Annotated in this window: 13 protein-coding genes; 10 read left to right on the forward strand and 3 right to left on the reverse strand. The window is 71.0% G+C overall.

The features are described from left to right. Positions 1-44 precede the first annotated feature (44 nt). The gene (locus tag DAETH_RS10920; RefSeq protein WP_264774922.1) at positions 45-1,082 is read right to left on the reverse strand and encodes a threonine aldolase family protein; all 1,038 of its coding nucleotides are present in this window, start codon (positions 1,080-1,082) and stop codon (positions 45-47) included. A gap of 254 nt (positions 1,083-1,336) precedes the next feature. On the opposite strand from DAETH_RS10920, the gene DAETH_RS10925 reads away from it, so the two are divergent. Then, a complete protein-coding gene (locus tag DAETH_RS10925; RefSeq protein WP_264774923.1) occupies positions 1,337-2,155 on the forward strand; it encodes a hypothetical protein in 819 nt (272 codons plus the stop codon). A gap of 8 nt (positions 2,156-2,163) precedes the next feature. On the opposite strand, the gene DAETH_RS10930 is transcribed toward DAETH_RS10925, so the two are convergent. Next, positions 2,164-4,161: an elongation factor G gene (locus DAETH_RS10930; protein ID WP_264774924.1), complete on the reverse strand. Its 1,998-nt coding sequence runs from the start codon at positions 4,159-4,161 to the stop codon at positions 2,164-2,166. Between the two features lie 328 nt (positions 4,162-4,489). On the opposite strand from DAETH_RS10930, the gene DAETH_RS10935 reads away from it, so the two are divergent. The 5 genes from DAETH_RS10935 to DAETH_RS10955 all read left to right on the forward strand — a co-directional run bounded on the left by DAETH_RS10935 (position 4,490) and on the right by DAETH_RS10955 (position 8,878). After that, complete coding sequence (locus tag DAETH_RS10935; RefSeq protein WP_264774925.1) at positions 4,490-5,365, forward strand: PRC and DUF2382 domain-containing protein; 876 nt, start codon at positions 4,490-4,492, stop codon at positions 5,363-5,365. An 87-nt stretch (positions 5,366-5,452) separates the two neighbouring features. Further along, entirely contained in the window at positions 5,453-6,067 is a 615-nt protein-coding gene (locus DAETH_RS10940; protein WP_264774926.1) for a YsnF/AvaK domain-containing protein, read from the forward strand. Between the two features lie 118 nt (positions 6,068-6,185). Next, complete coding sequence (mnmD, locus tag DAETH_RS10945) at positions 6,186-6,872, forward strand: tRNA (5-methylaminomethyl-2-thiouridine)(34)-methyltransferase MnmD (protein WP_264774927.1); 687 nt, start codon at positions 6,186-6,188, stop codon at positions 6,870-6,872. After that, positions 6,869-7,843, forward strand: coding sequence for an FAD-dependent oxidoreductase (locus DAETH_RS10950; RefSeq protein ID WP_264774928.1), 975 nt, complete (start codon positions 6,869-6,871; stop codon positions 7,841-7,843). Before mnmD ends, DAETH_RS10950 begins: the two co-directional genes overlap by 4 nt. A 33-nt stretch (positions 7,844-7,876) precedes the next feature. Then, positions 7,877-8,878 (forward strand): isocitrate/isopropylmalate dehydrogenase family protein, encoded by a 1,002-nt coding sequence (locus tag DAETH_RS10955; protein ID WP_264774929.1) that lies wholly within the window; start codon positions 7,877-7,879, stop codon positions 8,876-8,878. 196 nt (positions 8,879-9,074) lie between these two features. On the opposite strand, the gene DAETH_RS10960 is transcribed toward DAETH_RS10955, so the two are convergent. Beyond that, entirely contained in the window at positions 9,075-9,566 is a 492-nt protein-coding gene (locus DAETH_RS10960) for a DinB family protein (protein ID WP_264774930.1), read from the reverse strand. Between the two features lie 117 nt (positions 9,567-9,683). Here DAETH_RS10960 and DAETH_RS10965 point away from each other — a divergent pair, with 117 nt between their 5' ends. The 4 genes from DAETH_RS10965 to DAETH_RS10980 all read left to right on the forward strand — a co-directional run bounded on the left by DAETH_RS10965 (position 9,684) and on the right by DAETH_RS10980 (position 13,564). Beyond that, the gene (locus DAETH_RS10965; protein WP_264774931.1) at positions 9,684-10,433 is read left to right on the forward strand and encodes a hypothetical protein; all 750 of its coding nucleotides are present in this window, start codon (positions 9,684-9,686) and stop codon (positions 10,431-10,433) included. Positions 10,434-10,483: 50 nt separating this feature from the next. Then, a complete protein-coding gene (locus DAETH_RS10970) occupies positions 10,484-11,476 on the forward strand; it encodes a helix-turn-helix transcriptional regulator (RefSeq protein WP_264774932.1) in 993 nt (330 codons plus the stop codon). Positions 11,477-11,521: 45 nt separating this feature from the next. Then, positions 11,522-12,439: a phospho-N-acetylmuramoyl-pentapeptide-transferase gene (locus tag DAETH_RS10975; protein ID WP_264774933.1), complete on the forward strand. Its 918-nt coding sequence runs from the start codon at positions 11,522-11,524 to the stop codon at positions 12,437-12,439. A gap of 174 nt (positions 12,440-12,613) precedes the next feature. Next, on the forward strand, positions 12,614-13,564 hold the full coding sequence (locus DAETH_RS10980; RefSeq protein ID WP_264774934.1) for a class I SAM-dependent rRNA methyltransferase: 951 nt from the start codon (positions 12,614-12,616) through the stop codon (positions 13,562-13,564). Position 13,565: the final 1 nt, after the last annotated feature.

A 13,565-nucleotide genomic window follows, 5' to 3' on the forward strand; every position in this document is an offset into this window, starting at 1 on the left:
TCGTCCTGCTGATCGCTGATCGCTGACGGCTGACGGCTTCCCCCTCACGCCGTCAGCACCCGGATCGCCTCCTCCAGCGCCTCGTCGTTCACCTGATGGTGCAGCACGAAGCGCACCGAGTCGGGGCCAAGGGCGCTGGCAAGCACCCCCGCCTCGGCCCACCGGGCGGCGTGGGCGGCGGCGCCGTGCAGCCGAACGTAGATGATGTTCGTCTGCACGGCGGCGAGGTCGACGTTGTACCCGGCGTTCACCAGCGCCTCGGCGAGGACACGGGTGCGGCGGTGGTCCTCGGCGAGGCGGGCCGGGCCGTCCCGCAGGGCGACCAGCGCGGCGGCGGCGAGCACCCCGGACTGCCGCATTCCGCCCCCCATCATCTTGCGGTAGCGGTGGGCCTGCCGCATCTGCGCGGCGCTGCCCAGAAGGACGCTGCCTACGGGCGCCCCCAGCCCCTTCGAGAGGCACACGCTCACCGTGTCGAAGTGGCGGGTGATCCCGGACACGGGCACGCCGAGAGCGGCGGCGGCGTTGAAGACCCGCGCCCCGTCGAGGTGCAGGGGCAGGCTCTCCTCGTCGGCGACCGCGCGGATGGCGGCGAGGGTTTCCAGCGGGATCACGGTGCCGCCCGCCTTGTTGTGGGTGTTCTCCAGGCTGATCATCCCGGTCGGGGACTGGTGGACCGAGTGCCGCACAGCGAGGCGAACGTCCCCCGGGTCGGGCACCCCCAGGGGCGCGGGCACGAAGCGGGGCACCACCCCGGAGAAGGTCGCCATCATGCCGAGTTCCCACTCGTAGATGTGCGAGCCCTCGGCGCAGATCACCTCCTCGCCCCGGCGGGTGTGCAGGGCGATGGCGACCTGATTGGTCATCGTGCCGCTGGGCATGAAGAGCCCCGCCTCGAAGCCGGTCAGGCGGGCGACCTCGGCCTGAAGCTGGTTGACGGTCGGGTCCTCGCCGTACACGTCGTCGCCGACGGGAGCCTGCGCCATCGCCTCACGCATCTCGGGAGTGGGAGTGGTGACGGTGTCGGAGCGCAGGTCGGCGATCACGCGGGGCCGGGGGGTCTGGGGAAGGGTGGCGGTCATGGGGAGAATGCTACCCGCCGGGAGCGGGGTGAAAGGCCGCAAGGGTCACCCGGCGAAGGATGGGGGCCGGTCCCCTCACATGACGAGGAGAGCCCGCCTGGACCTACTCCGCCACGACCTTATTCATCCAGGCGAAGAGCTGGCCGAGGTCGTGGTCCCCGCTGTGGGGGACGTTCCAGGGCAGGAATGCGAGTGCCGGGGAAGGAAAAGCTCCACGGGCATCCGTAGGTCAAGCACGAGGCGTAAGGTGGGGTGTGTCCCTCTTGCGATGCCCCGACGGGGAGCGGCGGGGTGGCCGCCTGGCCCTGCTCGGCTTGATCCTGCTCTTCTCCTGCCGAACCCCGAACAGTTCGACGACGGAAAGCACACCTCAAGCCGTGGCTCCACCAGCCAGGACCTCCTCTTCCCAATCCACCGCGCCTCCCGTGGAGGACGAGACGACCCGGGCGCTGCGCGAGCGGTACGAGGGCCGGGAGGTCTGGGTGTATGGGGGCGGCCCCCTCACCTGTCTGACAGGGAGCAGCACCGTGGATTACACGGGTTCGCCCCTGACCCCGGTTCGCGTGGTGGGCCTCAGCCGGGTGCGGCAGCGGACCGCCGTTCCACTGCGGGGCGGCACCATCCTTCCGCAGGAGGTAGACACACCCATCCTGGTGCGCGTGCGGCTGCCGGAGAGCTTTCAGGTCTCCTCCGGCAGCACGACCGGAACGAGCGAGGACTGGTTCAGGCTGGCCCGGAGCGCCACTTGCCGGGAGTTCACCGAACTCTACGCGAACGAGGCGCACCTGAGCCGTGAACTCAGCCTGACCCCTCCGCCGGACGACGTGAAAGAGGTGCTGCGCCGCTTCGCGAGGCTGCCGCCCGAGGACGAGCAACCGCACTCGTTCCTGGGCCTGACCCACCACCAGGTTCTGTGGCTGAGGGGCGCCCCGGAGAGCCCGCTCACCGATGTGGACACGCTGCTGCGCGCCGACGAGTGGTCGTGGATGGGTCCCCCTGGCCGAGGGGACTGGACCCTCACCTTTCGGAACGACCGCGTCGTCGCCGAGAGTCGACCGTCCCCCTCGCCCTGACGTCTTCCCTACCCCGCCGCCGCCTTGCGCGCCTCGATCACCTTCTTCGCCAGGTGGTCGGGGAGGTCCTGGTAGCCGTGGAATTTGACGCTGAAGGCCCCCCGGTCCCCGGTCAGCGAGCGCAGGTCCGCGCTGTAGGTCTGCAACTCCGACTGCGGCACCACCGCCGTCACGGTGATGACGGTCCCCTCCGGCTCCATGCCCTGCACGCGGGCGCGGCGGGTCTGGAGGTCGCCGATCAGGTCGCCCGTAAACCCGGCGGGGGCGCGGACCCGCAGGAGCATCACGGGTTCGAGCAGGGTGGGTCTGGCGCCCTCCACCGCGCCCCGGAAGGCGAGCGACCCGGCGGTGCGAAAGGCGAGGTCGCTGGAATCGACGTCGTGGTAGCTGCCGTGGGTGACGGTGACGTGCACGTCCTGCATGGGGTAGCCCGCCAGAGGTCCCCTGCCCATCGCGTCGCCCACGCCCTTCTCGATGCTGGGGAGGTACTTGCCGGGGATGGCACCCCCCACCACCGCGCTGCGGAAGGCGAAACCCTCGCCCGGCTCCAGCTGGATGTGGCAGTCCCCGTACTGGCCGTGCCCGCCCGACTGCTTCTTGTGCTTGCCCTGGGCCTGGGAGGCCGCGCGGATCGTCTCGCGGTACGGAATCTGCGGCGCCCGCACGTCCACGTTCACGCCGAGCCCGGTGAGCTTCTCCACCGCGATGCTCGCGTGCATGTCCCCCATCCCCGAGAGCAGGAGTTCGCCGGTCTGGGGCTCGCGCGTGAAGGTCAGCGTGGGGTCCTCGTCGAGCAGCCGGGCGACGGCGGCGCTGAGGCGGTCCTCGTCCTGGCGCGTCCGTGGGAAGAGGGCGACCGTGTGCGCGGGGTCGGGGAGGACCAGGGGGTCGTACTCGATGGGGTTGGCAGGGTCCGCGAGGGTGTCCCCGGTGTGCAGGTCGGGCAGCTTGGTGAGCACGCCGATCATGCCCGCCGAGAGTTCGGGTACCTCGGTGAGGTCCTTGCCGCTCACGACGTAGAGGTGGGCGGGTTTCACGTCCACCCCGCGCGTCGTGTTGCGCAACGTGTCGCCGGGGCGGATGGTGCCGCTCCAGACCCGGATGTATGCGAGCTTGCCCACGAAGGGGTCCACGCTGACCCGCCACACGCGCGCACTCGTGGGGGCGTCTGGGGTCGGCTCGCGCGTCTGCCCGTCCACACCTGTCAACGGCCCGCGCTCGAAGGCACTCCGCAGCCCGTCCACCAGCAGGTCGAGGAGTTCGGGGACCCCCACGCCCGTGACGGCGCTCACGGGGAGGACCGGGTAGAGGGTGCCCGCGTGAACAGCCCGCAGGTAGGCCCCGCGCAGCTCGTCCGCGCCGAGTTCCTCGCCCTCCAGGTAGCGGTTCATCAGGTCGTCGTCGGTCTCGACGACGGCGTCCACGAGCGCCTCTCTCGCCTCGCGCAGCGCCGCCCGCATCTCGCCGGGAAGGTCGTCCTCGTTCGCCGTCAGCACGTCCACCACGCCGCGAAAGTGCGGCCCCTCGCCCACGGGGAGGAAGGCGGCCGCGACGGGGCCCCGCAGGCTCGCGCGGATGTCGGCGAGGACGGCGTGGAAGTTCGCCCGCTCGCGGTCCATCTGCGAGATCACGACGACTCTCGGCGTGGCGAAGCGGTCGGCGGTGGCCCACACCCGCTCGGTGCCGACCTCGACGCCGCTCACCGCGCTCACCAGGATCAGGGCCGAGTCCGCCGCGCGGATGCCGCCGCGAATCTCGCGCACGAAGTCGGCGTAGCCGGGCGTGTCGAGCAGGGTGATGTCGGTGCCCCGGTGGGGGAGCCGCAGCACGCCCGTGGTGATGGAGAAGCCGTGCCCCTTCTCGGCCTCGGTGTGGTCACTCTGGGTGGTGCCGTCCTCAATGCGGCCCATGCGCGGCAGGGCCCCGCTCCTCATCAGCAGGGCCTCGGAGAGCGTCGTTTTACCCGCGCCGCTGTGCGCGGCAAGACTCACGATCCGAACAGGCACAGCACCACCCAATCCTTTCCCAGAAACGAAAAAAGACGGACGAACGGCCACCGGGGCAGGCGGAGGTTTGAAGTGAGGCGAGCATACACCCGCCGCCCCGCTTCTATCCCCAGGCTCGGGAAAGCTCGGGTCCCATAGGGCTCACGACCGGATGAGGTTGAAGGTAGGCACGATTTGTAACCTCACCTACCGAGTGAAGTTCCTCCTAAACAGCGGTCAGGAATGGGTTGGGTTCGAACTCAGCAAGAGCGGAAGGGGGGGTTGCAGACTGCATTGGTCCCGGAAAAGTCCGGACTTCGTACCGCACACCCAGAGTGGAGGCTTCAACATGACGCAAGGCAACCTGATCCGTCTGTCCGACCTGTCCAGTGACCAGAGCTACGGCCTCTCCGGTGAGGGCGTGTACAACCCCAGCGGAAATGCGGCCTACGGCCAGGGCGGCGACAAGATCGGCACCGTCCGCGACGCGCTGGTGGACCCCGGCACGGGCCGCATCCGCTACCTGATCCTGGACGTGGGCGGCTGGTTCTCCTCCAAGGAGGTCGTCGTGCCCGTGGGCCACGCCCGCTTCGCCGACGACGGCGTGTACTTCGACAACCTGACCAAAGATCAGGTGCGCGACATGAGCGAGTACCGCCAGGGCGAGACCTACACCGACCAGTCCTTCGAGAGTAACGAGCGCGTGCTGCGCGGTGCCAGCACCACGGGGACCACGAGCACGACCACTCAGATGGACCAGGCGACCTACCGCGAGCAGGCCTTCCGCACGCCCGACCGCCTGCAACTCCTCGAAGAGCGCCTGATGGTGAACAAGGAGCGCTTCCAGGCGGGCAGCGTGGAGATCGGCAAGCGGGTCGAGACCCACCAGGAGACGCTGAGCGTGCCCCTCCAGCGCGAGGAGGTCGTGATCGAGCGTCACGCCGTCACCGACGGCCGTCCGGTCGAGGGGAACGTTACTCTCGGGGCCGGGAACGAGACGCTGCGGGTGGACCTGGAGGCCGAGCGCGCCCAGGTGGCCAAGCAGGCGTACGTGACCGAGGAAGTCGAGATCGGCAAGCGCACCGTCACCGAGACCCAGCAGGTCACCGAGACCGTGGGCCGCGAGGTGCTGGAGGTTAACAAGACGGGCGACGTGGAGATGAACAGCGGCACCACGACGACCTCGACCACCACGACCGACACCGACCGCAACCGCAGGAGCTGAGGGCGCCTCAGGCGCGGGCGGGGGCAACCCCGCCTTTTTTCGATGCGGACGCCAATTCATAGGGGAGACGGGAGGACGGGGAGGACTATGGACGATCAGAACCGGGAGGGGCGACAGGCGGACGAGGTGACACAAACCACCACGTACACGTCTCAGACCACGGGGCAGACCACCGGGGCGCAGCCCGCACTGACCCAGAGCCTGGAGGTCCAGGCCACGCAGGCTCAAACCGCACAGGCACAGACAACGGAGCGGACCGTGACCACCGAGCAGGTCCGCGACCTGCGCAAGGTCGAGGGGACGCTGCGGCTGTACGAGGAACGCGCGGTGGTCGACGTGGTGCCCGAGACGTTGGGCGCCATCACCATTCGCCGGGTGCTGACCCAGCGGGAGGAGGTCGTGCCCATCACGCTGGGGCGCGAACACCTGGAGATCACTGTGACCGAGGGCTCGGGCGGGCGCGTCACCATGAACGGCGAGGTGCTGGAGGTCGGCCGCACCTACGAGGTGCCGCTCTACGAGGAACGCGCCGTGATCGACAAGCAGACCTACCCCTACAGCGACGTGCGGATCGCCAAGCAGCGCGAGACCTACCAGCAGGTCGAGCGCCTCACCCTGCGCCGCGAGGAGCTGGAGGTCGAGGACCCGCAGGGCCTGGTGCGCGACCGCCTGATGCCGGACCCCCTCGATCCGGGACAGTAATCCACCCCCACAAGGGGCCGGAGGGAGGCCAGCACCCCTCCGGCCCCTCGCCCGTGTCTGCTTGTCTGTGCCTGCTTTCCGAAACGCACGAGAACGCGGCCCGTATCCTGTCCCGGCTATGGACGGCCCCCCCAGCCCCGCAGGCGAGATCATCCTGACCCCCGACGGCTCGCGCACCGCCCTGAGTGTGCGCTTCGGGGAAGGCTACGGCTCGCGGCACGGGGCGGCGGCGCAGGCCCGGCACGTCTTCGTCGAGGGAACGGGGACGCACCTCCACCCGGCCCCCCGGGTGCTGGAGGTCGGCTTCGGGCTGGGGGTGAACTTCCGGGCGACGCTGGTGGAGGCGGCGCGGCGGGGCGTGCCCCTGGACTACCTCGCCTTCGAGTTCGATCCCGCCCCCGTGGACGTGCTGCGCGAGGTCGCGGCGGGGGGCGAGGGGAGCGACCACCCCGCCTGGCCCGCGCTCCTGGGCGGCTGGGGGCGTCAGTCGCTGTTGACGGTGCGGACGGAGGCCGTCTCCCTCACGGTGCAGGTCGCGGACGTGCTGGCTGCCCCCCTTCCGGAGAACTGGGCGACCGCCCTCTACCTCGACGGCTTCTCGCCCACCCGCAACCCGGAGGTGTGGACTCCGGCCTTCCTGGCGCGGCTGGCCCGGTCCCTCGCGCCCGGCGGAACGCTCGCCACCTACAGCGCCGCCGGGCATGTGCGCCGGGCGCTGGGGGCGGCGGGCCTGCCGGTCGAGAAGCGGCCCGGCCCCCCCGGCAAACGGGAGTGCGTCCGGGCCACGCGGAGGACGGGGCCGTGAACGCGCCTCACGTCCTCATCGTCGGGGGAGGAGTGGCGGGGGCGGCCGTGGCGTATTTCGCAGCCCGGCTCGGCACATGGGTGACTGTCGTGGACGCGGGGCGGCACGCGGCGAGTGAGGTGCCGTCCGCCCTGCTCAACCCGGTGCGCGGCCAGTCGGGCGCCGTGGACGAGCGCGCGGTGGAGGGGCTGCGGCTGACCTGGGCGCTCGTGGAGACGCTGGCGGAGGCCGGACACCCCATTCCCCACGGGCGGGCGGGCGTGCTGCGCCCCGTGCCGGATGGGAGGGCCCGCCAGAAATTCGAGCGTCACCTTCCCCCGGAGTTGCCCCACACCTGGCTCGCCCCGGGGGAGGCGCCCGTTCCCCTCGCCCCGGGGTGGGAGCACGCCCTGTGGCTGCCGGAGGGGGGCTGGCTCGACGGGGCGGCCTTCACGTCCGGGCTCCTGGCGGTGTCGGGGGCTGAAGTTGTGCGGGGGCGGGCCCTCCGCTGGGACGCGCGCTCCGTCACGCTGGAGGACGGGCGGGCTCTACGCGGTGATGCCGTCGTCTGGTGCGGCGGCAGCGTCGGGGCTGGCTGGGCGGGGGAGGCGGCCACCCACCGGGCCGGGACGTTGCTCACCCTCGACCGCCCTGTGACGCGGGTGCCCGTGAGCTTCGGGGCATACCTCGCTCCGGCGGGGGTCGGTGGCGTGCTCGGGGCGACCTTCGAGGCACCCGCTTCGACCTGGCAGGCTCCCACCCTCCCCCTGCGCTCGCTGGGCTGGCTGCTCGGGAAGGCGGAGGCGCTGACCGACACAGGCGGCGCGCGGGTGACGGGGCGGTGGAGCGGCACCCGGCTCTCCGGGCTCGTGGCGGGGAGAACGCCGGACGGGGTGTGGCGCCTCTCCGGGCTGGGGAGCAAGGGCTTCCTGCTCGGCCCCCTGCTCGCGCGTCACGTCTCGGGTGACGTGGTGCGCGCCGCGCGGGTGTGAACGGCGCGGCGAGGCTCGTCTACACTGCTTCCTATGGCGAACTACCGCATCTGCCTCATCGAGGGTGACGGCATCGGCCACGAGGTCATTCCCGCCGCCCGGCGCGTGCTGGAGGCGGCTGGCTTAGGCGCCGAGTACGTGACCGCCGAGGCCGGCTACGAATACTTCCTCGACCACGGCACCAGCGTCCCCGAGGCCACCTACCACGCCGTCGAGAACACCCACGCCACCCTCTTCGGCGCGGCGACCAGCCCCAGCGGGGAGAAACCGAGGGGCTTTTCCGGCGCGATCCGCCACCTGCGCCAGAAGTACAGCCTCTACGCCAACGTGCGCCCCACCAAGACCCGTCCGGTGCCCGGCGCCTACGAGAACGTGGACCTCGTGATCGTGCGCGAGAACACCCAGGGCCTCTACGTCGAGCAGGAGCGCCGCTACGGCGACACCGCCATCGCCGACACGGTGATTACGAAGGACGCCTCGGAGCGCATCGGGCGTTTCGCCGCCGACCTCGCCATGAGGCGGCGCCAGAAGCTGACGGTGGTCCACAAGGCCAACGTGCTGCCCGTCACGCAGGGGCTGTTCCTGAACACGATCCTCGACCACACGAAGACCGTCGAGGGCCTGAACACGAACACGATGATCGTGGACAACGCGGCGATGCAGCTTGTGCGCAACCCCACCCAGTTCGACGTGATGGTCATGACCAACATGTTCGGCGACATCCTCTCCGACCTCGCCGCCGGGCTGGTGGGCGGCCTAGGCATCGCGGCGAGCGGCAACATCGGCGACCAGTTCGGCATCTTCGAGAGCGTCCACGGCAGCGCCCCCGACATCGCCGGGCAGGGCATCAGCAACCCCACCGCCACCATCCTCGCCGCCGTCCTGATGCTCGATCACCTAGGCGCGCACGAGGTGGCGCAGCGAATCGACAACGCCGTGAACACCGTCCTCACCGAGGGCCCCCGCACCCGAGACCTCGGCGGCACGGCGAACACCAGGGAATTCACCGACGCGGTGATCGCACGGCTGGGCTGAGCCCGAACGGCGAAACGGGGAGGCCGGGGAAGTCACGCCCCGGCCTTCCGCCTTTTGCCTTGCGGGTCTCCCTCTCCTCCGTCCGGCGGTGTCCCGTTGACCTCCGCTCCCCTCCCGGGGGAGCGCGGGAGGGGTGGGCTGCCCAGGTTCGCCGACCGTCCTGCGCCGGTCCCGAATCCCCTGGCCTCCGCACCCCTCAGCGCTCGTAGAAGGGCGGCGGCTCGATGCCGAGGGCGCGCAGGTAGACGTACCCCTGCCCCCGGTGGTGAATCTCGTTGTCGATGGCGTAGAGCGTCGTGACGAGGGCGGACATCGTTCCCCAGAACAGGGCCTTGTCCTCGCCGTAGCGGGCGGGCGGGACGGTGGGGAGCTGGGCGTCCAACCTCGCCGTCAGCTCGTCCCACGCGGCGAGCAGGGCCACCTTCTCCTGCGGGGGCCTGGCCGACCAGTCGGGCTCGCGCCAGTCGTCCGTGACGAGGCCGTCCAGCGTGTACGCCGCCACCCCGTAGATCTCCCAGGCCAGTTCGCCAAAAGAGCGCATGGGAGGGGCCGCCGTGAAGGTGAAGAGTTGATCGTCCGGGAAGGCCTCGATCACCCGGCGGGTCAGGCGGCGGTGACCCTGCCAGTCGGCGAGGAGGAACTCGGGCGTCATCAGCGAGGGGGTCAGGGTGGCGCCGGTCTGCGTCATAAGTCCTCCATCGAAAGCCAACCGGAGAGGCTGCTTTCTGCCCTCAGCGTAACCCCGATTCCCGTCAGGACCCGTCGCCTTTGGGGGTTCGCCCACGCTGACGCCGAGAATGGGCGGGTGACACGCCTAGACCTTCACACCCATGCCGAGCGGCCCGAGCTGGCCCGCTCTCTCCCCGAACTCATGGCGGGGCTGTGGCCGGAGTTCGTGCTGCACGGCGCCGTGGCGGAGCGACATGATCACCACACCTCCTCCACCTTCGCCGCCTACAGCCTCTACCTCTGCGCGGGCGGGGAGGTGGTGGCCGCCGGGAAGACGGTGCCGCTCTTCTGGGACGGCACGGCGCAGGGGCTGCCCGGGGGCTGGGACGGTGCCCTGGAACGGGGCGTGCGGGATCATCTGGCGGGTCGGGCGCCCAACACCCTCTGCGCCCTGGGGGCGATGGTCTCGCGGCGGCACCAGGGGCAGGGGCTCAGCTCCCAGATTCTCGGGGCGATGCGGGCGCTGGCGGGGAAGCACCGGCTCGGGGCCCTGATCGCGCCCGTTCGTCCCACCCGGAAGGCCGAGTACCCCCTGACCCCCATGGGCCGTTACGCCTCCTGGCGGCGCGCGGACGGCCTCCCGTTCGACCCCTGGCTGCGCACCCACGAGCGGGTCGGCGGACGCTTCCGGCGCGTGGCCGAAGATTCCATGACCGTGACGGGAACGGTGCGCGAGTGGGAGGGCTGGGCGGGGATGCCCTTTCCCGACCCCGGGGAATACGTCGTACCGGGTGCCCTGTGCCCCGTCACCATCGACCTCGACCGCGACGAGGGCCGGTACGTCGAGCCGAACGTCTGGATGGTCCACAAACCCCTGCCGGATTAGGTCTCCTATTCCCGTCAGGACCCGTCGCCTTGTCATGTCAGACTGGCCCCATGTACGACCCCTCGATGCGGGTGCTCACCGTGCTCGAACTGCTCCAGGCCCACGAGCGGGTGACGGGGGCGGAGCTGGCCCGGCGGCTGGAGGTCAGCCCGCGCACGGTGCAGCGGTACATCGCGCGCTTGCAGGATTTGGGGATTCCGGTGGAGTCCACGCGGGGAGTCGGCGGGGCGTACCGGTTGAAACCCGGCTTCCGCCTCCCGCCCCTGATGTTCAGCGGGGAGGAGGCGCTGGCCCTGGCGCTGGGCCTGCACGCCCTGCAGCACCTGGGGCTGACGGCGCTGGCCCCGGCGGTGGCGGGCGCGAGCGCGAAGCTCAGCCGGACCCTGCCCCGCCCGCTGCGGGAGCGCGTGGGGGCGCTGGAGGACGCCGTGCAGCTCGACGCCTTCCCCTGGACGGTGCCCACCGACGCCGCCGTCCTGTCGTGCCTGCTGGGCGCCGTCCAGGCACAGCGGGCCGTGACCTTCGCGTACCGCTCGCACGAGGGGGTGCAGACCCGGCGGGAGGTGGAGGTGTACGGCGTGGTTCACCTCGACGGGCGCTGGTACGCGGTGGGCCGCTGCCTCTTGCGGGACGCCCTGCGCTCCTTCCGGCTCGACCGCATCTCGGAGCCCGTGGAGGGGGAGCGGACCTTCACCCGCCCGCCCGAATTCGATGCCCGGGCCTACCTACGCGCCACCCTGCCCTTCGCCCGCGCCCCGTACGAGATCGAGGTCTGGCTGGACCTTCCCCCCGAGGAGGCGGCCCTCCATTTCGCCCCGGGGCGGGTGGCCCTCGACCCCGATCCCGCGTACGGCGGAACGCGGCTGCGCTGCACGCGCGAGCACCTGGAGTCCTTCGCCGCCATGCTGCTGCGGCTGGGGTGCGGCGTGGTCGTTCACGAGCCGCCCGAACTGCGGGAGGCGTTCGGCGTGCTGGCCGACCGCGCACGGGCCGCCTGCCGGACTCCTCCTGTCCCGGACGGACGTGCTACGCTCCCCGTTTGAGATGCTGTTCTTGTTCACAGTCCCGACTCCCCTTCGAGGTCGCGCGTGACGGTCGTCGCCGCCCTGCTCTCCTGGTTCCTGGTGGGGCTCTTCATCCGTCTGAGCCGGGCGCGGGGCTGGGGGCAGCCCATCCGGCAGGAGGGCCCGCAGACCCACCTGAAAAAGGAGGGCACCCCCACGGCGGGCGGGGTGGCCTTCGTGCTGGCGCTCGCGCTCGTCTTCTTTCCCTTCTACCTCACGGGCCGGGCGGGGGGTGAGCGCGAACTCCTCCTGATGCTCACCGCGCTGGCGATGGGGGTGATCGGGGGCATCGACGACCTGCTCAAGATTCGCTCGCGGATGCGGGGGAGCGGCAAGAAGGAGTTGCTCGCCCGCGAGAAGTTCCCGCTGCAATTCCTGGTCGGCCTGGCCTTCGCGTATTTCGCCGCGCCACTCGCCTCGCACGAATTGCTGCCGAGCCTGGGGCAGGTGCCCGACATCGTCCTGCTGACCCTGGTGATGGTGGGCTCGGTGAACGCCTTCAACTTCACCGACGGGGTGGACGGGCTGCTGGCGGGCGTCGCCATGATCGTGCTGTTGCCCCTCCTCGCCCTCTCCCCGGTCAGCGCCCTGCTCGCCGCCGTGCTGCTGGGCTTCCTGTGGTTCAACGCCCACCCGGCGCGGGTCTTCATGGGGGACATGGGCTCGCACGCCATCGGCGCCGTCGCGGCGGGTGCCTACGTCCTGTACGCGGACGTGTGGCTGCTGCCCCTCGCGGCGATCATTCCGGTGGCCGCCGTCCTGAGCGTGGTCTTACAGGTCGTGTCCTTCCGGCTGCGGGGAAAACGCATCTTCAAGATGAGCCCCATCCAGCACCACTTCGAGCTGAGCGGCTGGCCCGAGACCCGCGTCACCCTGCGCTTCTGGGTGATCACGGCGCTCTGCACGACGGCGGTGTGGTGGATGCTGGGGGGGAGGCCGTAGGGGGAGAGACCGCACACCCGTTCTTTTGGTGTTCTCCTCCCCCTTGAGGGGGGACTGGGACAGCTCGCACCGCGAGAGGCCGGGAGGGGGTGAACGAGGGCGAGAGCTTGTGCCCCCGCTTTCCCTTCCCACCGACCCCTACCCATTGGCCACCGACCCTCCTACACTCCCCCCGTGCCCCTCCCCCATCTCCCCACCCTCCTCGCCCGCCGCGCGGGACTGCCCGGCGAGGGAACCACCGTTTACCGGGCGGCGCACACCACCGAGACGGACGGCCTCTTCACTCTCGACGTGGCGGGGGACGCGGGGGTCCTGAGCCTCTACGCCGACCTCTCACCGGAGGAGGAAACGCGGCTGGCGGCGGCGTGCGGCGAGGCGGCCGGGCTGGCGGGCATCTATCTCAAGCGGCGCCCGGTGGAGGCCCGGCACGCGGCGAACGTGACGCGCGAGTGGCTGTCCCCACCCGAGCCGATCTGGGGGGAGGCGCGGGCCGAGATCGTGGCGCTGGAGAACGGCGTGCCCTTGCTGATCCGCCCCGGGGCCGACCTCAGCATCGGGCTCTTCACCGACGCCCGGCCCGCCCGCGCCTGGGTGCGGGAGCACGCGCCGCCAGGGGGCCGGGTGCTCAACACCTTCGCGTACACCTGCGGCTTCGGGCTGAATGCCGCGCTGGGGGGGGCCGGGGTCGTGAAGAACGTGGACCTCTCGCGCAAGGTGCTGGCCTGGGGGCAGGAGAACTACGCGCTGAGCCGCCTCCCGGCCCAGGGCACCGACTTCCTCTACGGGGACGTGTTCGAGTGGCTGGGACGGCTGAGGCGGCGCGGCGACACCTTCGACCTCGTGATCCTCGACCCACCCAGCTTCGCGCGGGGGAAGTCGGGCGTGTGGCGGGCCGAGCGCGACTACCCGGAGTTGGCGGGCCTCGCGGCGGACGTGACGGCGCAGGGCGGTCGCCTCCTCGCCATGACCAACTCCGCGAGCCTGTCGGGCCCCTCCTTCGAGCGCCTGGTAGCATCGGGGCTCACGCAGGGGGGGCGGCGGGCACATCTGGACACCCGCCTCCACCCCGGCGAGGACTACCCCGGCGCCACCCACCTCAAGGCGCAGGTATGGGCGCTGGACTGAG

The sequence above is a fragment of the Deinococcus aetherius genome, assembly GCF_025997855.1.
Lineage (GTDB): Bacteria > Deinococcota > Deinococci > Deinococcales > Deinococcaceae > Deinococcus > Deinococcus aetherius.